This is a genomic window from Coriobacterium glomerans PW2 (assembly GCF_000195315.1).
GTDB lineage: Bacteria > Actinomycetota > Coriobacteriia > Coriobacteriales > Coriobacteriaceae > Coriobacterium > Coriobacterium glomerans.
In genome coordinates, this window is the sequence record NC_015389.1 from 1,997,416 (window position 1) to 2,020,070 (window position 22,655).

General features: G+C 53.9%; 20 protein-coding genes and 2 pseudogenes. 8 read left to right on the forward strand and 14 right to left on the reverse strand.

The features are described from left to right. Positions 1 to 59: 59 nt before the first annotated feature. From CORGL_RS08730 to CORGL_RS08740, 3 genes are all read right to left on the reverse strand, one after another. Entirely contained in the window at positions 60 to 1,124 is a 1,065-nt protein-coding gene (locus CORGL_RS08730; RefSeq protein ID WP_013709543.1) for a Gfo/Idh/MocA family protein, read from the reverse strand. Positions 1,125 to 1,308: 184 nt separating this feature from the next. After that, positions 1,309 to 2,223: a sugar phosphate isomerase/epimerase family protein gene (locus tag CORGL_RS08735; RefSeq protein ID WP_013709544.1), complete on the reverse strand. Its 915-nt coding sequence runs from the start codon at positions 2,221 to 2,223 to the stop codon at positions 1,309 to 1,311. A 137-nt stretch (positions 2,224 to 2,360) separates the two neighbouring features. Then, the gene (locus CORGL_RS08740; protein WP_172633559.1) at positions 2,361 to 4,187 is read right to left on the reverse strand and encodes a GH39 family glycosyl hydrolase; all 1,827 of its coding nucleotides are present in this window, start codon (positions 4,185 to 4,187) and stop codon (positions 2,361 to 2,363) included. Between CORGL_RS08740 and CORGL_RS09980 the strand changes: the two genes are divergently transcribed. Together CORGL_RS09980 and CORGL_RS09985 are read left to right on the forward strand one after the other, a co-directional pair. Continuing rightward, entirely contained in the window at positions 4,068 to 4,394 is a 327-nt protein-coding gene (locus CORGL_RS09980) for a hypothetical protein (protein ID WP_172633494.1), read from the forward strand. The two genes, CORGL_RS08740 and CORGL_RS09980, sit on opposite strands and share 120 nt — an antisense overlap. 243 nt (positions 4,395 to 4,637) lie before the next feature. Beyond that, entirely contained in the window at positions 4,638 to 4,805 is a 168-nt protein-coding gene (locus tag CORGL_RS09985; protein ID WP_172633560.1) for a hypothetical protein, read from the forward strand. 433 nt (positions 4,806 to 5,238) lie between these two features. Here CORGL_RS09985 and CORGL_RS10120 read toward each other — a convergent pair whose 3' ends face one another. The 5 genes and pseudogenes from CORGL_RS10120 to CORGL_RS10250 form a co-directional block, all read right to left on the reverse strand. Next, the gene (locus CORGL_RS10120; RefSeq protein WP_041738737.1) at positions 5,239 to 5,619 is read right to left on the reverse strand and encodes a hypothetical protein; all 381 of its coding nucleotides are present in this window, start codon (positions 5,617 to 5,619) and stop codon (positions 5,239 to 5,241) included. Positions 5,620 to 5,856: 237 nt separating this feature from the next. Further along, positions 5,857 to 5,919: pseudogene (locus tag CORGL_RS10245) on the reverse strand (zinc-ribbon domain-containing protein); the annotation flags it as partial. Positions 5,920 to 6,002: 83 nt separating this feature from the next. Continuing rightward, a complete protein-coding gene (locus tag CORGL_RS08750) occupies positions 6,003 to 6,530 on the reverse strand; it encodes a zinc ribbon domain-containing protein (protein ID WP_013709548.1) in 528 nt (175 codons plus the stop codon). 40 nt (positions 6,531 to 6,570) lie between these two features. After that, positions 6,571 to 7,707, reverse strand: a complete 1,137-nt coding sequence (locus CORGL_RS09990) for a flagellar basal body-associated FliL family protein (RefSeq protein WP_172633561.1) — start codon at positions 7,705 to 7,707, stop codon at positions 6,571 to 6,573. Positions 7,708 to 7,977: 270 nt separating this feature from the next. Then, positions 7,978 to 8,049, reverse strand: a pseudogene (locus CORGL_RS10250) (zinc-ribbon domain-containing protein); the annotation flags it as partial. Positions 8,050 to 8,578: 529 nt separating this feature from the next. On the opposite strand from CORGL_RS10250, the gene CORGL_RS08760 reads away from it, so the two are divergent. The 6 genes from CORGL_RS08760 (at position 8,579) to CORGL_RS08785 (ending at position 13,269) form a co-directional block, all read left to right on the forward strand. After that, complete coding sequence (locus tag CORGL_RS08760) at positions 8,579 to 9,430, forward strand: PTS mannose/fructose/sorbose/N-acetylgalactosamine transporter subunit IIC (RefSeq protein ID WP_245526907.1); 852 nt, start codon at positions 8,579 to 8,581, stop codon at positions 9,428 to 9,430. A gap of 3 nt (positions 9,431 to 9,433) precedes the next feature. Further along, entirely contained in the window at positions 9,434 to 10,288 is an 855-nt protein-coding gene (locus CORGL_RS08765) for a PTS system mannose/fructose/sorbose family transporter subunit IID (protein ID WP_013709551.1), read from the forward strand. A gap of 8 nt (positions 10,289 to 10,296) precedes the next feature. Next, complete coding sequence (locus tag CORGL_RS08770; protein ID WP_013709552.1) at positions 10,297 to 10,785, forward strand: PTS sugar transporter subunit IIB; 489 nt, start codon at positions 10,297 to 10,299, stop codon at positions 10,783 to 10,785. An 11-nt stretch (positions 10,786 to 10,796) separates the two neighbouring features. After that, positions 10,797 to 11,927: an SIS domain-containing protein gene (locus CORGL_RS08775; RefSeq protein WP_245526908.1), complete on the forward strand. Its 1,131-nt coding sequence runs from the start codon at positions 10,797 to 10,799 to the stop codon at positions 11,925 to 11,927. Further along, positions 11,920 to 12,351 (forward strand): PTS sugar transporter subunit IIA, encoded by a 432-nt coding sequence (locus tag CORGL_RS08780; RefSeq protein WP_013709554.1) that lies wholly within the window; start codon positions 11,920 to 11,922, stop codon positions 12,349 to 12,351. The genes CORGL_RS08775 and CORGL_RS08780 overlap by 8 nt, the downstream gene beginning before the upstream one ends. A gap of 174 nt (positions 12,352 to 12,525) precedes the next feature. Next, the gene (locus CORGL_RS08785; RefSeq protein WP_013709555.1) at positions 12,526 to 13,269 is read left to right on the forward strand and encodes a GntR family transcriptional regulator; all 744 of its coding nucleotides are present in this window, start codon (positions 12,526 to 12,528) and stop codon (positions 13,267 to 13,269) included. Between the two features lie 284 nt (positions 13,270 to 13,553). Here the strand turns inward: CORGL_RS08785 and CORGL_RS08790 are convergent, their stop codons facing one another. The 6 genes from CORGL_RS08790 to CORGL_RS08815 all read right to left on the reverse strand — a co-directional run bounded on the left by CORGL_RS08790 (position 13,554) and on the right by CORGL_RS08815 (position 22,594). Beyond that, positions 13,554 to 15,050: an L-fucose/L-arabinose isomerase family protein gene (locus CORGL_RS08790; RefSeq protein WP_013709556.1), complete on the reverse strand. Its 1,497-nt coding sequence runs from the start codon at positions 15,048 to 15,050 to the stop codon at positions 13,554 to 13,556. A 67-nt stretch (positions 15,051 to 15,117) separates the two neighbouring features. Then, the gene (locus CORGL_RS08795; RefSeq protein WP_013709557.1) at positions 15,118 to 15,771 is read right to left on the reverse strand and encodes a DUF4867 family protein; all 654 of its coding nucleotides are present in this window, start codon (positions 15,769 to 15,771) and stop codon (positions 15,118 to 15,120) included. After that, entirely contained in the window at positions 15,761 to 17,251 is a 1,491-nt protein-coding gene (gene xylB, locus CORGL_RS08800; protein ID WP_013709558.1) for a xylulokinase, read from the reverse strand. The genes CORGL_RS08795 and xylB overlap by 11 nt, the downstream gene beginning before the upstream one ends. 65 nt (positions 17,252 to 17,316) lie before the next feature. Continuing rightward, entirely contained in the window at positions 17,317 to 18,678 is a 1,362-nt protein-coding gene (locus CORGL_RS08805; RefSeq protein WP_013709559.1) for an MFS transporter, read from the reverse strand. A gap of 62 nt (positions 18,679 to 18,740) precedes the next feature. Then, on the reverse strand, positions 18,741 to 21,023 hold the full coding sequence (gene yicI / locus CORGL_RS08810) for an alpha-xylosidase (RefSeq protein ID WP_013709560.1): 2,283 nt from the start codon (positions 21,021 to 21,023) through the stop codon (positions 18,741 to 18,743). A gap of 347 nt (positions 21,024 to 21,370) precedes the next feature. After that, positions 21,371 to 22,594, reverse strand: coding sequence for an ROK family transcriptional regulator (locus CORGL_RS08815; protein WP_013709561.1), 1,224 nt, complete (start codon positions 22,592 to 22,594; stop codon positions 21,371 to 21,373). Between the last annotated feature and the right edge of the window lie 61 nt (positions 22,595 to 22,655).

The window sequence follows — 22,655 nt, forward strand, 5'->3', positions numbered from 1 at the left end:
ACCCTCCGACAGTGATCCGAATTCAGATTGCAAACGCGACCGATCGCCCTCCCGGTAAATCATTCGAAGTCGAGCGAGCGATGCTCAGAAGCGGATCGGCGAATGGTGTCTATCAAGCGCATCAACCGCAAGATCTCATCCGGTTTGACGAATAGCTCGTTTCGGCCTTCCACATAGCCATAGTATCGGTCGAAAAACTGACGGTGCGAGGTCTCGGCAGATGGAAGCGGTTTCGAGATGATCCTCCCCTCGGGAGGTGGTCCGAAAGATCTCGTCGGACCTGCAAAACTCATCGAAATTTTACCGGGAACATTTTCAAGCAATTGAGACGTGGTCACGACGGCACCGCGAGGATTGAAGCCATCGATATATGCGCAAGCCTTGTTTCCAGCGACGAACCAGTGGCGTTCGAACCATCCGTCCTGATCACATAGAAAATAGGTCCCGAGTTCGATTTGCGCTGCCACGCCATGCTCGAAGCGCAATAGGATGTTGAAATAATCATCAACCTGTTTGTTGATGACATTGCGCATGTCAGCGTAAACTTGGATCACGCGCTGCGGGATCATGAATAGAATCTGATCGATGAGGTGCACACCCCAGTCGTACAGCATTCCGCCGCCGTATTCCGGATAGACATGCCAATCGTGCATATTCCCGTTAAATCCGTATAGTGACGATTTCACGGTATAGACGTCACCGAGCTCACCGCTTTCGAACGCCGCCTTCGCCATCTTGAGATCCGCATCGAGGCGGCGCTGATGATGAATGGTGAATCGAACGTTCGCGGCTCGGGTCGCATCGATCATTTGCTGAACCTGCGTTGCATCCATCGCCGCCGGTTTTTCGCATATGATATCTTTACCCGCAGCCGCCGCCTTCTTCACCATATCCAAATGGAGGTGATTGGGCACCGCGATGATGACCGTGTTCACATCTTCGCTGGCTAGCAGATCGTCAGCATCGGCATAGGTAGCCGTACCCTGCGGAGCAAATTTGAGCTGATCCGGATTGATATCGCACACTGCAGCGAGCTCGGCGTAATCAAGCTTCGTAATCATATCCGCGTGAGAATGACCCATGAAACCGAATCCGATCAGACCGAACGATAGCTTGGCCTTCATACTATCCCTACCCCTTCTTTTGTTTGGTATGGTCATGTTCGATCGGCATCACCTTGCATTTCGAAGCGTCCCAGCGTTTCGAAGGATCGAATTCTAAGCCGATTTCCTCGCGTAGAGACTCCACGTGCGAAACGTTTTATAATCCGCCGCGAACGTAACGCCCTCTCGGGTTCGAAGTCCCGGCTCAGATGATGTAGTTGCGCATGTAGCGTGCACTGAGTGTCACGGACTTTTTGATCTCCTCGTAACTGCTCTCGAACGCCCTGTCTTCTACCTCGATGCAGGCCGCTCCCCTGTATCCGATGTCGGTAAGACCCGATACGAACGCGCCCCAATCGATCTCGCCAAGACCGGGGAGCTTGGGAAGCATGTACTCAAGCGGCAGAGCCAAGATGCCCACGCTCGCAAGCTTTTGCGGAAGCAGCTTGATGTCCTTGATGTGCACATGGAAGATTTTGTCTTTGAATTGCTGGATCGGAGCCAGGTAATCGATCTGCTGCCATAGAAAATGAGAGGGGTCGTAATTGATTCCCAACCAATCGCTATCCAAGATGTTGAAGATTCGTTCCCAGTTCGAAGGTGAGGTCATGATATTCTGACCACCCGGCCACTCGGTCTCTGTAAACAACATGGGGCAGTTTTCAATGGCGATCCTCACGCCTCGGTCCTGCGCATAGTTCAAGATCGGTTTCCACACATGGCCGACCTCGGTGAAATTCTCTGATGCGCTGGCATGTTGCATGCGACCGATGAAGGTGGTGACCAAGTTGATATCGAGCAGCTGAGCCGCATCGATCACCGTGAGCAGATGATCGATCGCCTTCTTGCGTCTACTGGGATCCTCATCAAGCGGATTGGGATAATAGGCGAGCGCCGAAATTCTAACATCGTGCTGCGAGGTGAACGCGCGTATCTCTTCCGCTGCCCGATCATCGATCTCATCGGTTGAGATATGGCAGACTCCCGCATAGCGGCGGTCGGGCTTCTCTTTCGGCCAGCAGGCAACTTCAACGCAAGACAGGTCATTTCCGGCCACGAGTTCGATCATTTGTTTGAAATCGCTCTGATGATAGATCGCGCTTACAACCCCGAGTTCCATGATCCACGCTCCCTGAGCTTTGAGATATCGATAGCGTTATCGTACACGCCATCGAAAGAAGTATCTCCTCACTCGTTGTCGAGTTGAGTCATGAAAAACACTGCCCCTCACGACACACGGCTACGCGGGGTAAAGAATCACTTATTGGTTTTTGCGCAGTATCGAAGATTAATCAAAAAGAACTCGTTCGCACCGGCAAGGCGATCGATGCGGCAAACACCGTCTGTGATCATTCTCTCCTCCAGCTCCATGTGCATATTCGAATTGTTTTTCAGATATTCGATATCAGACCTCCGAAGATGCTTCGCAAACCCCAACGTCGCCCACTGATTGAAAATGCTGCCGTACCGGGCGTCGCATGAATACGTTCTGATCTCATATGCCCCATTTCTCAGGTGAGTGAGCAAAAATGAGCAGCGTTTTTTCTCTTCTTTGAAAAGCGACAAAACTTCTCCCGGTTGAAAGCTCGACTCATCTTTGAGGTAATAGGTTTTTTCAGGTTGGACATAATTGAAGCCGAGTATGCTGCTGTCGCCTTCACGCTGACAGATCAAACAGTCTTCACTCTTGAAGATCAGCTTCCTTTCAGTGAGTTCTGCGAGAAAACCGAACGCGGATAGCGCCGGCTTCGGAATACGGTCTTTGGTGATCAAGCCTGGGCCGCCGGTAAGCAGAGATCCTGACCGCTGCTCCGCGCTATACCAGTCCGACGCGAGCCAATAACCCATGCCTGCCACCGAATCGATCGCCTCTATGCAGGTCTTGATGATGAAGCAACCTTTGAACAACGTGTCGTTGATGAGATCCTCGGTTGAGATCGTGTTGCTCCATTCGGTGACATAAATCGGTACAGAAACGCCGGCGTGCATCATCGCGGCCCTCACTCGTTGTACGGACTCGATGAAAACACCGGTCTCAACAATTCGCATCGGGTGCCGCTGTTCCCCGACTTCGCTTGACCCCGAATAGGGAAACACTTTGAGGCTCACAAAATCGAGAAGATAGGCGATGCTCTTGATCCTTTCGGACAGTTTGCCCTCATCGCTCAATTGCTGAAATCCCGCCCCTCCGATGAGCATGGCCTGATCGATGTCCTTGATTCGCTTCCGTGTGAAAGCCAGGCGATCTCGGTAGATGTCGAACTGGGGAGATGACGGATCACCTTCGAACACCATCTCGATCCGCCACCGCACTATCAGCTGCTTCCCATAGCGATCAAGCACATGACTGAGAAAACTCGAGAGCGCATGCTGCCATGCCTTGTTCTCGCATTCGTAGAGGCGCTCCGGGTCTGAGCATTTGCCGATCACGATCCAAGGTATGAGCCCGACCTCGATGACCGCATCAAGTGCCTCGTCAAGCGTTCCAAAATTGGCATATTCGCCCTTTTCCAGATCGCACAGCGCTTCCGGACCAAAAAGTCCCCACATTCTTCCATACTTGAATGCGATCTGACCCTGTATGAATGCAATCTGACGTTTGATATGACCATGCAGCAGCTCGCGAACGGAACCGATGTTGAGCAACTCGGTCCAAATCGGTTTCAGGGGATCTCCCGTCATCGCCATATCGATGCGCCGCGTCTCACGCATTTGATCGCGAATCTTTTCTCGTTGCCGGAGCTGCTGATAACGATGTGATTCCTCACCGGCGGAAACGTCTTTGGCAATAGCGGTGATGCTGGTTTTCGCTCGATATTCCGATGGCGTCATACCGAGCAAGCGGTTGCATGCCGTGTTGAAACTCGATAGATTGGTGTATCCGCATTCGGTTGCCACACGGGCGATGCTCATCGAGGACTGAGTGAGAAATCGCTTCGCGCACTCGATGCGCATCTGGGTGAGATGCGCTTTGAAATTGATACCTGTTTCCCGTCTGATCAGACGGGAAAGATATGCCGGATCCAGATAGAAGCGGTTGGCTACGAGATTCAAGGTGAGCCGTTCGCGATAATGAGCACCCATGTACCGCAGGATCTGCCAAGCTCGATGTTCGCCCGGATTGACCGCTTCGAATCGATCCGCAAAACGCAGCACGAGCTCATTCAGCAGGGCGTAGATGTTAGAGAACAAAAGAAAGCTGCCACGTTGGTCGTCGAGAGCCATCGCGTCCAATACACTCCGGATCGCCTCGATCAATCCTTCGAATTCATCACTGCTCCCGCGGTGTGACGAGCAGCAGCGAAAGATAATCGTGTTCGCGTCGACCGCTTGATACAGGAGCGAATCTGAGATCTCAAAGAGGAAGAGCAGCGGCTTGGGTTGGCATGTTGACGTCGCGCGCAATTCGAATTGGTCTCCCTTGTTCGCCACCAAAACATCGCCCGCTGCCATCGGAAGCATTATCGCCTGACCCCTCAATGCTGCATCACCATCTGATGAGAGGGAGACGCCGTCAGCGTCCATGCGCGCGACATGACCATGACCGAGCTTTTAGTGGACTTCGGCCTCGCCCTCGATGAGATGCACCATCAATGTTTGCCGCAGCACCTCGCGCGCTATGGAGTCCTCACTGACAAGAAGAACTCGGCTGTCGTTGTCGAGCGCTCGTATTGCAGCCTCCATAATGGCACCCCTCCATGAAGATCAACGATGCAACTGCATGCACTACCGAGTGCCATGTGCATGATCGCCCGGGTTCACGGCAATAGCCAAAAGATTATATTGCCAATCGACCTTCAGATTGCATGCTATTCGGCGAACTGAATGCGTTCCTATCAGAGGTCACGATATCGGCCGCATGCCGGCGGCGATGCGACTGACTCCTACGCAAGCATGTCCGAAGCCCGGTTCTATGGAGACAGCCCACGTCCAGCCTGCAATCCACCGACGAAACGACTCTCCGGAAGTTCTGAGACAGCTATGTCACCGAGAACGTGCTCGCGGACGAACAGGCCAGCTGATGCTGAGGTCACAGTCGCGCGCAACGATCTAAAGACTCCATGGTCGGGTTTCTGCTGGCGGCAGCTCCATACTTGTCGCAGATGAGGTTCTCCCGTCGTTTCCTCGCTCGAGCCTACCGCTTCTGCCTGCTGGCGCTATACAGCTTGAATACGGATAGCCCGATCAGTGCCGCGCTTGCGATCACATTGAGATAGAGACCGATCGCCATATCCGGCTTTATATAGTCAGTGGTAGGAATATACGTTATGCAGATCAGAACAATTGCAAGCGATACGATACCGAGGACGATCGACACGATGTTCGCAGCTCGATCCCTCAGTGCAAGCAATGCGAGAATCGCGCAGACGCCAGGAACGATAAACAAAATATTCGAGAAATTGGATACCGTGGTTCCCAAAATCTGCTTGCCGAATGTCATCTCAGCCGGACTCATCGTGATGGTGATTCCGAGAAAGCTGACACTGAAGAGGGGGAGAAAAAACGAGATCAGCATAACTGCCGCGCTGATGGTCTGCAGTAGACGCCGACGCAATGCTCCCGCACCGATCCCAGCCGAGGCGGGCACGACCGGGCTTGAAGCAGATGGTCGCGTAGCCGCGGGTCGCGGTGCACCCCGCCGCAGACCCGCTGCGCCACCTGCCTGAGAGGGAACCGAAGGCCCTGAAGCATACGTTCTGTTTGAGATCGGGCCGGTTGCAGGAGCCGATACCCGGCGCTCGCCAAGCGACTCACCGCACTTGCTGCAGAAGCCCGCACTGTCAGTGTTCCTCGTACCGCACTTGGGACAAAACATCAGGTGGATCCTCTCGTTCTCGATTATCGTTCTCACTCTATACCGTTCTGCGTGCCAAAAAAGGGTAAGCTCCGTGCCCGGCCTCACTCGCCTGTCTGCGACGCGCTCTCATCCAAGCGAGCTCCGCAGGCCACGCAAAACACGGCACCGGCCTTCGCGGGCACCCCGCAAGCGGGGCATAACGGCGCACCGTCCTCAATTTCGCCGGTATCAGTCTGCGGAATCGATTGATGAGCGGCTATGATATCGACCACTGGCGTGCCGCAACCGGCGCAAAACGAATCGGTCGATGGCACCTGGGCCCCGCATTTCGTGCAGGTGTAGATCTGGGCGATCTGAGTCTGAGCGGCAAGCTCCTCCAGCTCCCCATCGATCGTCGCACGACGTTCGTCAATGGCTGCGATAGCGTCGTAGATGCCTTCGCGACCCGAACGGAACCTTTCGTCGCACCTCGTCTCCTCATACAGACTCGCCCCCAGCTGAGCCGACAGTTCCCTGCGGCGCTTTTCGAGATCGGCCCGCTCCAGTTTGAGCTTGGTTGCTCCCGCCGCACGGCTCGCGCTCGCAAAGCCACGATTCATGAGCGATTGCATATCGTCGAGAAAGGCCATGTCCGTGTTCTCCTTTCGCCGCCTCTCGGCTGCACTGCGGCTAATTCGACTTGATGGTCCGAGGCACTGTGTCAGATATGAAGGCGCTGAGCCGCGAGAGCAATTTGGAGTCAGGATTCCCGTCCGACGTATTAAGAGCTCTGAGCACTGAGATATAGCCCACGCCGCCTCCGGTCTGAAGATCGGTGAGCTCGTTGGCCTCGTCCAAGCTGAAGAAATCATCCGCACGTTTCGAGTGAGAGATATTCGCCTCAGCGATCTTGATCGCCCAATCTGTCGCTTGCACCTGTGCGTATCGGCCACCTCCTATATCTACAGCTGGAGGTTCGATCATCTGGCTCCCAGATTTCAAATTGCCTCCGTCGCTCACGACGATGGCCATGATCTCGCGTTCGGGATACTTTTTCGAGAAAACGTGAGCGCAGTCCTCGTCTATCGAAACGGTGACTCGATCCTTCCAGTAATCCGGAATGTCAAATGAGAAACGCGAAGTGCTGAAATGTACTGATGCTGCACGTTCCTCAGCAACTCTTTTGGCTTCGGCGTCGGCATCCGCTCTTTTTTTCCTGATCGCATCCTCACGACGCCGCGTCGCCGCATCTCGAAGAGTCGCAGCATCTTTCTCACTGGCAGCGCCACCCTCCTTCGCTGCAAGATAGGCCTCATTGATCTGTGCGGCGCTTACCTGGTCGGCCTCAATGGGCGAGAGCGTGAATGAACCCTCCACATCAAACGTTCCATTCTTCCCGACCGTAGCGTGCACAGCGACGTCATTCGAATTGAAGATCATGCCATCGGCAGAAATCGGCGAGGCGGCTATGGATAGGTCGTACCTACCGCACATCAGGCTGATACCCGATCCGTCGGAGGCCACGTAGTAGATTTTTTCTACCTTGTTGCCCTCGAAATCTGTTCCGCTGACCTGCACCGGTATCTTGGAGCCCTCAGATGTGTCGAGTCCATCTGCCGTGATCTTGAGATTGACATCGTAGATGCGATGCGCATCAGCATATGCTTTTTCATCCGCTGCAGCGTCCTGCTGATGTCTCCATCCCAAATAGCACCAAGCCCCGCCCGCAACCAGGCCTAGAACCACTATAGCGACGATCACCGTGATGAGAATGGTTTTTCTGCTGTGCTTGGGCCTGTCACCTGAGGGGGCCTCAGAGCTCATCATCGCAGAGCGTGGCAAGACAGTCGCAGTGATCGGCGATGCCTTCGTCGTACTCGGTGCGGGTGCTACGGATTGAGCTGACGAAATTTTCGCGGCAGCCCTATGGGTATCGGTATCATGTCGAGCGACGGCGGAAACTGCCGGCGATGCCGCTTGTGATTGCAGAAGGGTAGTCGGCTCGGGCTCGGGTTCGGGTGTCGTTTTGGGGATCGAGGCTGAAACCCGGCAAGAATCCGAGGCAGATCGTTCAGATTCTATTTTATCGATTTCCTGCCCGCACGCGGGACAGAATGCATCGTCATCCGATAGCTCGCCTCCGCATTTGACACAGTACATCACATGCATCCCTTCGCTTCACCGCCTCGTGCCGATCGATCTGTATGTCGAACCATCTGCCGAAGCGATCGGAACGCCTGCTGCTGGCTTGAATCCAGCTCGGCTGTCGGTTGCTGACAGCCGATTGACACAAAACTGCCGAATCATCCAGCAAAATGATACCTTAGCATCTGTTGGATGTCACGAACTCCCACGCTAAAGTCTTCTTCAACATATGGGAACGGAATTCGGTCTCACGAGATTCTCATGGTGCGACAGCACCGGTTGCAGAAACGTTGCATCGCAATTACGGCACACTTAGCTCGCTTACATTTATCTTGGAAACATGCCTGCTCGCCAAAACAAGCTGAGCTTGTCGAGCTTCAGCTGAATAACTTGCGCCAAAACTGTTGCTTACCTAAACATGCCATATTGCTGTCGGCCAATCCTGACAAGAGCCTTATCACAAAGCAGATTGTTATAAGAGCTGCAAATATACGCTCCCCGACGATAAGCAGCCATTCAGCGATAACAGCTATCATCACATTGTTATTACAATATGATGATAGCTGAACGCCTGCCTCAGAACTCACGATGTGGGAGAAGGGATGAAGAAGTGATCACTCTTTGGCAATCGATCTGTATTGGACTCGTCGCGGCCTTCACACAGTTTGATGGCTTGATTCTTGGTGAGTCAAAGTTCAGAGAACCAATTGTGACCGGATTTTTAGTCGGCATTGTGTTAGGCGATGTTTCCAAGGGGCTTATGCTCGGTGCCCAGATGCAGCTCATGTGGATGGGTGCAACTGCAATTGGCCCAACGGCAGGTCTAGACATCGGTACGGGCGGAACCATCGGAGCCGCCGTCGCAATTGCGACGGGTACCGGCATTGACAGCGCAATCATGTTCGGCGTTCCAATCTCGATAATCATGCAGTTTCTCAACAGTTTGCTTCTTACAGCATACTCCGGTGCCATGCTCATCGTAGATCGCGCGATCGAGGATCTGAAATTCACAAAGATCGAAATTATCCACTGGTCGTGCGCAATTCTGACCGGTCTAGTCTATTTCGGATTAACCTTCATTCTGATGTTCTTCGGGGGCGGCATGATCGATATCATCGTGAAAAGCCTCCCTTCATGGGCTACTGCTGGTCTAAACGGTATCGCCGCAATCCTTCCCGCATTGGGTTTCGCTCTGCTCATGCAGATTATTCTAGACGCCTCGCTTATTCCATACTTTATCGTCGGCTTCGTTCCAGCTGCATTTGTTGGCCACGACCTTAGCATGATCGGTATGGCAACAATAGCTGTCGCAATCGCAATGATCGTCTTTGCACTAAGAAGTGAATCGAGAAACGTCGTTCGGCAGGCGCACGAACCCATTTCAAGCAACGAATGGGAGGATTAGAACATGACCGATACAATTGCGGCTGCACCAGATCGCCCGATCGCAGAATCACCACTGTTAAATACTAAAGATCTTCGTGGTGTCGCACTCAGAAGCTATACGATTATGGGTTCATTCAATTACGAGCGCATGCAAGGGCTCGGCTTTCTCTGCAGTATTCTAAAGCCGCTACGCAAGATCTATTCCGGTGATGATAATGCGCTACGAGCCGCCATGCGTCGCAACGTCGCGGCATTCAATATGACATGCGCTCCTTCTCCTTTTGTTATGGGCATCACAATGGCAATGGAAGAAAACCATTCCCGCGATCCTTCGCTTGATCCATCATCGATCAATGCAATCAAAGTTTCGCTTATGGGCCCGCTTTCCGGAATTGGCGACACGTTCTTTTGGGGAATCTTTCGGGTACTCGCCTGTTCGCTGGCAATTGGATTTGCAACACAAGGTAGTCCGATTGCTCCATTTGTCCTGTTGTTGAGCTTTGGCATCCCTAACATCGCTGTGCGGCTTGTAGGAGTGCGTCTCGGCTACTCACGAGGACGTGTTCTTATCGAGCACCTCGAAAAAAGTGGACAAATGCAACTCGTCACGCAATGCGCAAGCATAGTCGGAGCTATGGCGATCGGTTGCATGATCGCCATGTGGGTCAAAATCTCCTCCCCTCTCGTATTCACAATGGGCAATATGAAGATTGCTGTCCAAGATTACCTGGATCAGATCTCACCCAAACTGTTGCCACTCGTTGTAACACTTGGAATTCTGTGGTGCTTAAAAAAGAACATCAAGGTTCCATTCATCATCTTGGGCATTGTGGTCATTGGCTTCTTGCTCGGAATCACTGGAATCATTGCGATGTAGGAGGAATCATGGCCATCATAGATACTCGTATTGATGACAGACTTATTCACGGTCAAGTCTGCAGCTTCTGGATTCCTGAGTATTCGCTCGATCGCATCGTAATTGTTGACGATGCGATCGCGCAAGATGAAACCCGGAAAACAGCACTCCGGTTTGGTTGCCCCGAACGATGCAAGCTCTCAATTTTCAACGCTACGAAAGCAGCTGACAAATTCTCTCAACAAATTGATCGTGGTACCCGGGTCATGATCCTTACAGGTCATCCACAGCCGATCCTTGCAATGGTGCAAAACGGGTTTAAAGTCGATCATGTTACCGTGGGGAACATGTCAACAAAGTCAAATGCGAATCAGATCAGAAAGACCGTATTCGTCTCAGCCGAGGAATGGCAAGCGTTTCACAGACTTGCTCTGGCAGGAATACCTATCTTCAATCAGATGATTCCAACCGATGCACGAGAGAATATCACCGATCTCTTTCAATCAGAGCACTGTTAGAAAGGAAGTTTATGATGACAACCGGTCAGATCAAACAGACTGTTCTTGGCAACATCAGGAGTCAACCAGAAGTGCTCTCCGGCGTGTTCGCCGATCAGACGAGTTTTACCCACCCCTTCTCAGCAGAAATCAATGAAGGCAACATTAGGAAAATCATTTTTTTCGGATCCGGCACATCCTACAACGCCGCACACATCGCTGCCTATTATTTCAAGCATATCGTCGGAATCGCCGCTGAAGCCTGCTACCCCACTGTTTTTGAGCATTATGAAAAACCTGATTGGACGGGCTCCATTGCGAACGATCATATCTTATTTGTCGGTATCAGCCAATCAGGAACATCAGTTTCCACGTGCAGAGTTATGCAGTACGGACGTAAACTCGGTTGTCGCACGCTTGCGATTACAAACGATATGAAAAGCGCTATCACAAACTGTGCGGAAACAACGATACCGTTGCTTGTGGGCGATGAATTAACGCCACCTGAAACGAAAGGTTATACCGTCACCATCCTGACGGCCTATTTATGCGCAATTGAAACCGCCAAGGCGAACGGCACTCTCAAGCCACATGAATACGATGGCATGGTCCAACAAGCTCAGCTGCTTATTAGTGATTTTTCTCGGATAATCGACGCTGGAGAGAATTGGTACGACCGAAATAAAGCATCAATCGTGAACAGTGACAGAATCTATGTGCTGGGGTACGGTATCGATTACGGATCGATGCTTGAAGGGATGCTTAAGATTGGCGAAATGTTGCGAATTCCCACTATTGGGTATGAGCTCGAGGAATTCGCCCATGGGCCAGTTATGGCACTACGTGACAACCAGACCATCGTCATGATCGGCTCAGATGAGCCAGAATTCGAACGAATGATTCATTTCCGGTCTGTTTTCAAGCAGTATACTCCGCGTGTTCATGTGCTGACCTGTAAAAATATCGAAGCTGACAATCGTGACCTTATCTTCTCGCCAGCTACAAGCACGTACTTGGGACCACTCGTCTACACAGTGCCATTCCAGTTTGTCGCCGCGGGCGGTGCGCGTGACATTTTTATAGATACGAATATCAATCCATTTAAAGAGTCACTTGGCCATTATGAAAAAATGAGTCAAAAAAAGAGGGGGCACCTTGATTGATTTTTTGATCGCGGGACACGGCAGCTTCGCTTCTGGTATTTTATCAAGCGTTGAAATGATATTCGGCTCACAAGATCAAATCGAAACAGTAGAGTTTTTCGATGATGAGACGAAGTCTGAACTCGATAACAAGATAGACTTAGCTCTCTCTCGACATGCCAACGCGAAGGGAATCTTACTTTTTTGCGATGTGTTGCAGGGAAGCCCCTTCCAAAGCGCGGCAATGAAAGCACTGGTCGATCCTAGAATTCGCGTTGTATACGGAACAAATGTCGCAATGGTGCTCGAATGCGTATCACAATCGAGAATTGGCGATCCTAGCGTCGAAAAACTAGCTGCTTTGGCGGTTGAAACTGGCGTGGCACACGTCGGCATCTTCCTTCCGGAGAGCGGCACCAAAGAGCAGGCGTGGCAGGAGCAGTAGAAGGCAGCGTTATACTTCCGAGTTGGCGCTGGCCAATATTTTTGGATCAGCTTCTGCCATTGAGCCCGCAACCCCACGCGTATTTCAAGCAGCGATCCTGCGTGAGCGAGATCGCTGCTATCATGTGTAGCGACAGCATATTAGGCAATATACAGAGCAAGATCGGAAAACGTCATGCAAGCCAGCTACATCGTTATCGACCGATCGCTTCCGGTGCCCCTGTACAAGCAGTTGGAGGATTCCGTTACGCGAGCAATTGGGTCAGGAATCTTGAAGGCGGGCGATAAACTACCGACTGAAGATGACCTTGATGAAACGTTCAATCTGTCACGTCCAGTGGTACGGCAGGCGTATGGTTCACTTGTGAGCGCTGGACTGATTGTTCGAGAGCGCGCCCGCGGCAGTTTTGTAAAAGCTCAAAACTACGGAATGTTTGCCAACAAAATCTTGAGCTTCTCTCAGGAGATGCTGCTCCTCGGTCATGCACCCGCGACACGAGTGCTTGAATTCTCACGAGCACCTCTTCCTAGCGACGTGGCTGGCGATCGCTGCGCCTCAGGAGGAACATGGTTCTTTCTCGAACGGGTCCGTTACACGGATGGCAATCCTTCGGTATATCTGCGTACATGGATCCCTAGCGAACGTTTTCCCGACATCGAAAACCACGACTTCTCAGTTGAATCACTCTATTCAACACTCAAAGCAATCTACGATATTCATCCCATCCATGCATTCCGCTCAGTCTGGGCGACTGAGTCAGAGCCGTGCATAGCGGAATTGCTCAACGTCAAGACTGGATCTGCATTATCTGTGCTACGAAGCCATGTTTATGATCAACTCGATAAACTCATGGAAGTCAGCATCGAATACTTCCCTTCTCCGATGTGCCGATTCGATTTCGAGGTCAATGTAGAATAAAACTAGAATCGTTCGATTCGCATCCTTGAATCAGCTTCTCTACGACCACTGCATGCTGGCAGATCGGTCATAGAACATAGTTTTTTTGACCCATTCCAAAGTGATTTAATTATCACGATCAGCAGCATAAGCAAGTGATGAAAGTCCGCAGACAAAGCGATAAAAGAACAGCACGAACGCGTTACTGTCAGTAAGGATCGTTCAACCTTTTATCCAAACGGCCGGAGACCCTCCTTTTCGAGGGTTCCCGGCCGTCATGGCACTATCTTGTGAGAGCAAATTGGCTAGAACGGATTCTCCGTGGGATACGGCAGGCTCGCCGGTTGATTGTAGGCGATGTCGCCGATCCCCAGATACCGGAAGATGTCGAACAGCGCACGGCCGCAGTGGTTGAACGCCACGGCACCGTGATGCGGATAGTGCTTCTCGAGAAGCACGTGCCTATAGAACCGTCCCATCTCTGGAATCCCGAACACGGCGATGCCGCCGAATGATCCGGTACGGACCGGAAGGATCTCGCCTTGAGCGATGTAGCTGCGCAGGCAGCCCTCCGAATCGCATTGGAGCCGGAAAAACGTGATCTCACTCGAAGCGATGTCTCCCTCGAGGGTGCCGCGCGTGAAATCTGGATCGCTTCCCTCGGGCTCGAGCAGACGATGCTGTATCAGCTGATACTTCACGGCGCGGTCTGCACACATCTTGCAGCTGGGCGTGTTGCCGCAGTGAAAGCCCATGAACGTGTCGGTGAGCCGGTAGCCGTGGTCGAACTTGCCCTTGATGGACTCCTCGTACATGGTCTGCGGCACCGAATTGTTGATGTCGAGCAGCGTGACGGTATCTCCGCTGGCGCACATGCCGATGTATTCGGAGAGCGCGCCGTAGATGTCGACCTCACACGCCACGGGGATGCCGCGCGAGACCAGACGGCTGTTCACGTAGCACGGTTCGAAACCGAACTGACTCGGAAACGCCGGCCAGCACTTGTCGGCGAACGCGACATAACTACGGCTGCCCTTGTGCTGCTCGGCCCAGTCGAGCAGAGTGATCTCAAACTGCGCCATTCGGGCAAGCATATCCGGGTAGTAATTGCCCTCCCCCATCTCGGCTGCCATATCCTGACAGACCGCTTCGATGCGGGGATCATCAGTGTGCTCTTTATAGGAGACCAGCAAATCGAGTTCGGAATTCTCCTCAACCTCCACGCCCAGCTCATAGAGTCCCTTGATGGGAGCGTTGCACGCGAAGAAGTCCTGCGGACGCGGGCCGAAGGTGATGATCTTGAGATCGGAGACACCGATGACGGTACGAGCTACCGGTACGAAGTCCGCCATCATCTGAGCGATGTCCTCGGCGGTGCCGATCGGATAGGAGGGGATATGTGCTGTGATATGCCGCATCCCCAAGTTGTAGCTGCAGTTGAGCATTCCGCAGAACGCATCACCGCGGCCGTTGACCAGATCGCCATCGCCCTCGGCTGCGGCGACGAACATGCAGGGCCCGTCGAAGCGCTGAGCGATCAGCGTCTCAGGTGTCTCCGGACCGAAGTTGCCGAGGAAGACCGTGAGAGCGTTGACACCGGCTGCGCGCGCCTCGTCGACGGCGGCCAGCATCTCTGCCTCGGATTGGACTGTCGTCTTGATCTCAGTCACAGCGAGCTCCCGCTCAGCGCAGGCGGCTGCGATGGCGGAGCGGCGGCGCTCGGAAAGCTCGATCGGGAAGCAATCGCGCGATACGGCGATGAGTCCGAGTCTGACCTGGGGGATGTTGCTTGATTCCAGCATGGTGCCTCTCCTTTTTCTCTGGGTGCACGGACGCGAACCCAGACTCCGCATAAAACTGTCTTGAATCCTAACGCATCGATACGTGAGCCAGATCGATATTTTCTCCTATAAGTCCGATGTGGGCACCTTGGGATGCCTCCGAGCTATGAGCATGGGCGAGCAGCCACTTGTCCGCCGCCCAGAGCAGATCCGCATCGCCGGCGGCGAGCGAAGGGTCGATCTGAGGCCTTGGAGCGTTGGTGCCCTGCGGCAGCGCCACCATGACCCGAAAACCATCCTCATCGACTTGGCATGGGGCGTAGTGCAGTGTGGTGGCAAAGACCTCGACCATCACCCCCGCCGGCACCCGAAAGGCGCGCACGAGCGTCGTTTCAAGCGATCCGGACTCGATTTGATCGAGACCCGCCACAAGCAGGATGAAATCGCGCGCGCCGAGATTGAACTCGCTCGAGCGATGATACTCGAGGCAGTTGAGCTGGGTGTTGTGACCGTTGCACCAACCGAGCTGCGCCGATCGACCGCCATAGAGCACAAGCTTCAGCGCTTCGGCGCACGAAAGCGTCTCGAGTGCGGGTTCGCTCGCCACATAATCGGTTGCGACGGGCATCGGAGTCGAGGTCTCGAGCGCCGTCGTCACCGATGTGGTGAGTTCCTCGGGGATGTCTTGCCAGACCCTGCCATACCTGCGAAATTCATCGCTGAATACCGATTCAACCCTCATGACTCTCTCCCATCTCGCGATAGATCGGTCTCAGTGCCGGATACAGCTGCCGCCAGATGCGATAGCGTTGCTCATACGCTCCCGTCAGCTCGGGATCGGGTGAGACCGTCTCTTTGATCCGCGCGATATCGCGCGCGCACGTCTGAACATCTCGCTGGTCTTTGCATGCCACCATCGCAAGCGCAGCCGCACCGTAACCCGGCCCCTGCTCGGTCTGGAGCAGATCGAGATCGATATCCAAGACGCTCGCTAAGATCTGGCGCATCAGCGCGCTTCTGGCTCCGCCGCCGCACAGCGTGCTGCGGCGAATCTCGATTCCCTCGGCGCGCGCGACATCGACGCAATCCCGAATCGCGAACGCGACCCCCTCGCGGACCGCACGGACCATATCTGAGCGCGGTGTGTCCGCTCGCAGACCGATGAAGGCGCCGCGTGCGGATGTGTCGTTGTGCGGACTGCGTTCTCCCATGAGATACGGCAGGAAATACGGCAGATCAGAGCTCACCCGACTCGGATCGACAGGCCTTTCCTGCGCATCGAAGTCCTCGCTGCGCAGGATATCGCCCAGAAACCATCCCGAGCAGCTCGCAGCCGACAATATGCATCCCATGAGATGGAAGCGGCCCTCGATGTAATCAAAGGAGTGAAGCGCGTTTTGGGCATCCACCCGAAAGCTGTCGCTCGGGATGAAGACCGTGCCCGATGTTCCGAGGCTGATGTTGCATGAGCCAGAAGCCACGGCACCGCAGCCCACAGCCGCCGCCGCGTTATCACCGGCACCGGCTGCGACGGTGACTCCAGGCGGTAGACCCAGCTGCCGTGCGACATTGGGATCCACGGTCCCGATGGCGTCGGCGCCGTCGAGAAGCGCGGGCATCTGCTTCTCGCTGACCCCGCAGATGTCGAGCATCTCCGTGCTCCAACGGCGATGCTCGACATCGAGCAGCAGCGTACCGGAGGCGTCCGAGAAATCGGTCGCGTGCACGCCCGTCAGCTGATAGGACAGGTAGTCTTTGGGAAGCATGATCTTGGCGATCCGGGCGAACTCACCCGGCTCATGAGCGCGCATCCACAGGAGCTTGGGTGCCGTGAAGCCCGCAAACGCTATGTTGCCGGTCAACGAGGATATCCTGTCACGCCCTATCTCTTCGTTGAGATAAGCGACCTCGGCTTCTGTGCGCCCATCGTTCCACAGGATGCATGGCCGTATGACCGCGTCGTCGGCGTCGAGAACAACCAAGCCGTGCATCTGGCCGCCACATCCGATGCCGCGCACGAGAGCCGCGTCGCGGCCTGCGATGAGTTCGCGAACACCGGCCCTCACCGCATCCCACCAGACCCTCGGATCCTGCTGGCTCCAGCCCGGATGCGGATATTCGACCGGATAAGCCTTGGAGACGGTGTTCTCGATGCCTCCGTCCTCCCTGACCAGCAGCAACTTCACCGCTGAGGTACCCAGGTCTATACCGATGTAATACACGGCGATCCCCTCATTTCCCACAGGTGCACGAACTTCTCCGCCGCACTTCGCAGAGCTCTTACACGTTATTCATGTGCATGTTTGACCTCGAGATCGTGCTGCATGCGTTCCTCTATGCTGTCCACACGGTAGAACAGCAGCGCGATCACAGAAAGTGCGAACCCCACTATGGGCACCCAGATATAGTTCGCCTCGATGGCACTGAGCGCGCCGCTGCTTTGGGTCGCATTTGCGATATAGCCACCCATGCTGAGGATCGCACCGGTCACAGCACCTCCGATTCCCATTCCCAGCTTTGCGCTGAAGCTGGAAAACGAGGTGACGATTCCCTCCGCGCGCACCCCGTTTTTCCACTCGCCGTAGTCAACAGAATCCGCGAGCATCACAGCGATCAGACCTGAAACGAATCCGGTCCCCAGATAACCAACCACGGTTGCAATCACGATGATGGGAACACTCAGCGAATGCGCACCGATGCTCAAAATAAGCTGACCCGCGATCGCGAGCACCATTCCACCAAGCATCGTGTTGCGCTTCCCGATCTTCCGCGCGGTATATGGCGTGACAAGCACCGCTAACAACGCCACCACCTGCAAACCGAGAATGAATGAGGCCAAGCCGGCATCATGCATGTTGTATTTGAAGAAATAAACCGTGACCTGCGACTTCGTCTGCATCCCGATCCAGTAAACGAAATTAATGAAGATCACGATCGCCCAAGGCCAGTTCCTTTTAAGCGCCTTGACCGATTCCCGGATGGAGACGGTTTTGTTCGATGAGCTTGTTTGAACTCGCTCGCGCGTGTTTTTGAATGTCATCAAGAGGAGCACGGCGGAGATCGCCGCCAGCATGATCATGGTGCGGAAGAACCCTACCTGCTCGTTGCCCTGTCCAAAGGCTCTGACCAGAGGTAGCGCGGCAACCGTAACAATGGTGGCGCCAGCGGTTCCAAAAAACTGACGAATCGTGCTGAGAACCACTCGCTCGTCCGAATTGTTCGTGAGACTGGGAAGGATGGAGGTGATGGGAATGTTGACAGCCGAGTATAGGACATCGACTCCAATATAGGTCACATATGCCCAAATGATCTTGTTGGATATGCTCAGATCAGGCGTAGTGAAGCACAGCACGCAAAAAACGGCAAAGGGGATCGAGAACCATAAGAAGTACGGTCTGCTCTTACCCCACCGCGTGTGCGTGCGATCGATCATGATGCCCCAGAATGGACCATCGATCGCATCGACGACACGAGCAACCAGAAACAGTGTTCCAACCGCTACGGCAGAGATGCCGAATACATCTGTGTAGAAATACATCAGATAGGTGCCGATCATCGAAAACGCCAGATTGCAAGCGAAATCACTCGATGCATAGCTGAATCGTTCCTTCCATGGAACGAGATTGGGCGCCTGTATTGACTTCAACATATGCTCTCTTCTCTCATCCGACTCGCCGAACTTGTTGACACCAGAAATGCAGGAGCATGTTTCTAGAGCGTAATCGTCTGCTCGGAGGCGGTGATATCGAACTTGATCGTCTGATCTTTCTCATGCATCACGATCTTGGGCAACGAACTCAAGGCTCCTACATCGATCGACACATCTCTACCATGCCGGCAAAGCACCATGCTTCCGCATGCGTTTCCCCTTTGATCGACGACACGCTGCTCATGTCTGCCATCTGCAAGCTGGAAAACATGAAGTTCGGGTGCATCCGGATACGGGTAATCAGCATGCTCTGCGCTCGGATTCATGAGAAGCATGCTGTTCTCACGTGCCAGAAGCGGAAGCGTCAGATAATCATATCGCTCATCGAACCAGGCACCGTTCTTTTCGACGTCGTACACCTTTCCGGTCAGAATGTTGGTCCAGATCCCTTCAGGAAGGTAGTACTTCACTGCGCCCTCATCGTTGAAGATAGGAGCGACCATCAGATTCCGACCGAGCATGTATTGTCTATCGAGGCCAAAGCTGTTCACATCTTCAGGAAACTCGAGAAAGACCGGACGCATCAAGGGGATGCCCGTCTCGTGGGTATGCACGGCCTCCGCGTAGAGATAGGGCATGAGGCTCAATTTGAGCTTGACAAATGCCCGTGTCACATCAACGGCCTCAGAATCATAGGTCCATGGGACACGATACTCGATATTCCCATGATATCGGCTGTGGGAAGAAAGGAGACCGAACTGCGTCCAGCGTTTGTAGATGTCCGCCGTTGCCGTATCTTCAAATCCACCGATATCGTGACTCCAGAACCCGAATCCGCAAAGCAGAAATGAAAGTCCTCCTCGAAGCGAATCTGCCATCGATGTATAACGGGAAAGGTTGTCACCACCCCAATGCACCGGGTATTTTTGTGATCCCACTGTTGCTGAACGAGCGAAAACGACCGCCTCGCCGTCGCCTTTCTTTTCCTTCAGCACATCGAAGACTGCTTCGTTATACAGATATGCGTAATAATTATGCATCTTCTCCGGATCGGAACCATCGAAATAGACGGCGTCTTCCGTTGGGATTCTCTCGCCGAAATCGGTCTTGAAGGTATCAACCCCCATGTCGAGCAAGGCGCGCAGATAGTCCTTGTACCATTCCACCGCCTGGGGATTGGTGAAATCGACGACGCCTTGACCAGCTTGCCATAGATCCCATTGCCATACGTTGCCATCACTGTGCTTGATAAAGTAGCCCTGTTGCTTCCCCTCTGCGAATAACGATGATTTTTGAGCGATATAGGGATTGATCCATACGCACACCTTGAGACCCTTGCCGTGTATGCGCTCAAGCATACCCTCGGGGTCGGGGAACTGCTCGGTATCCCATTCAAAGTTCGTCCACTCGAACCCCTTCATCCAAAAGCAGTCGAAGTGGAACACATCGAGTGGGATCCCGCGCTCCTGCATGCCATCGATGAACTTCATTACCGTCTTCTCGCTGTAGTCCGTCGTAAACGACGTCGAGAGCCAAAGACCGAAGGACCATGCTGGTGGAAGCGCCGGCTTGCCGGTCAAACTCGCATACCGTTCCAAGATCTCCTTTGGTGTGGGTCCGTAGATCACATAATACTCGAGAGCCTGACCCTCGACGCTGAATTGAACGCGTGACACGTTTTCAGACGCGACTTCATAGGAGACGCGCTCCGGGTGATTGACGTATACACCGTATCCATCGTTGGTGAGATAAAACGGAATGTTTTTATATGCTTGCTCGCTGCCCGTTCCGCCGTCTTGGTTCCAGATATCAACTACCTGTCCGTTTTTCACAAACGGTGTGAAGCGCTCGCCCAATCCATACACCAGCGCACCTATATTCAACGATAGCTGCTCTCGCATATAGTGTTTTCGATCGTTGCGGTCGCAGATCTCTGCCTGCGCGCCATATTCTGATGCCGTCAGCACCCGATCGTTTGCTGTGAACTCGATCTTGAAATCGCGTTTGCCCAGAGGGAGCCGCGCTGTCAGCTCGCCCGCCGAAATCGTCATCTCCGTATCGCTCACGCTGGTATCCAACGAGCGGTGCTGGTCATTGATGTTGAAACACGGTGCTTTTGGCAACTGGTCGAAATGAACAAGTTTTACCGCCAGAACGTTTTCCTGCGGAGACGTGACATGAATGGTGCTCATTCCCAAATTAAGCGTATCGCCCCGCACCTTGATGTGCCTATAGGGCGCGAACACGGTAACGGATTGGTCTGTGACATCGAAATCGTACACTTCTTGAGGACTTGAGATTTCAATTCCATCGCGTGCAAGCCAATATCCATTGGTGAATTTCATGTCGCTTCGACCTTTCATGGTAATTGACTATCAAAGGTGGAACCCGGACAGGGGTGCTCATTGACGAGCATCTATGCTCGAGATCGGCCGGCCAGCCTCTGTTAAATCATTTTACAAAAGAACCTGCCCGGATGGCTTCTAAATTGCGAAACCTGGCGAACGGCAGACTTTTCTCCGGCACCGGTATCCCGTTCAGCTCGCTGAGGCCCGAACCCACGGGAGGACCTGCCCACAGGTCGCATCTGCTCGCTTCGGGTTTTCGGATATTGCCGGACAGTTGACCGGATGCGGCATCGCCGACCTCGAGAAATTGGGGCACGGAGCTGCCAGCTCGAACACAGAGGGCATCATTTATCGATAAGAGGCAATGGATCGTTCAGAAAGCGTCGAAGACCAAGTTCGGCCGCCCCCTGCAGTGCCGGTCGATCGTTGATATAGGGCATCGCAACGTGACCGCGTACCACCGGCGCTCCGAGGAGCTGCGGCTGCAGCCGATCTTCGATCTCCTGAGCCAGGGCCGGACCGAAGCGCTCCCACAGTCCGCCGAGCACGACGGTATCCACATCTACCATATTGATGGCAGATGCCATGACAGACGCCAAGGCGTCCACAGCTGTATCAACAGCCTTAACCGCCTTGGGATCGCCCTCATTCCAACGCATCAGCACCTCCCCGATCGCTTCGATGCGCACGGCATCTTCACCTGTGGCTATGCCCGCGGATTCGACAAGCGCTCGTCGCCCAGCATATGCTTCTACGCAGCCTCTTCTTCCGCAGGCGCATATCGGTCCATTCATCTGCACGGATACGTGACCGAGTTCTCCTGCGAAACCGTGATCGCCACTTGAGACGCGTCCATGATGCACCACGGCGCCGCCGATACCTATATCAGTGGAGATGTAGAGAAAGGAATCGGACGGACCGACGACTCCGCCGTCGACGCGCTGAACCGCGTATCCCGGTATCTGGGCTATCGCCGCGAGGTTGGCCTCGTTGTCCGCGCGCGCACCCAAGCGCTCAACCAGATCGAACTGTCTGAGATCCAGCTGCTCCCAGCCGAGATTGCGGGCTGTGAGCAGGCAGAAGCCATCGGTGACCAGACCAGGCAGGGCCAAGCCGGCTCCGGCGACGTGATATCCGCGCTGCCTGATCAGTCCCTCGCCCTCGCTGACCAGACGATTCAGCTCGGAGAAGATATCCTCCGCCCGAACGTGGCCGATCGATGCGCTGATCCACCTCTCGCTGACAACATCCCCATTGAGATCGAGAATCATGTAACCGTATCCATCGGTGTTGATCTGCAACCCGATGCCGCAGATCCTGCCTCCTGCGATCATGAGCGGCGTACTCGGTCGCCCATAGGTCGCAGCAGAAATAGGAGAGCCCTCGTAAAGGATCTTCTCTCTCAGAAGCATGGATATGAGCAATGACATGGTAGCCCGTGTGAGCCCCGTCGCCTTTGCCAGCTCGGCCCGACTCATGGGCTCCTGCGAGCGCAAGATGGTATCAAGCACAACGGAGAGGTTGTGATTGCGCAGATCATCTTGGTTGATGCTTTTCAATGTTGACACTACACGGCCCCTCTCACATCTCATCTAGCTTACCAGCTGCTCGCCGGTTGTGACTTCTGAT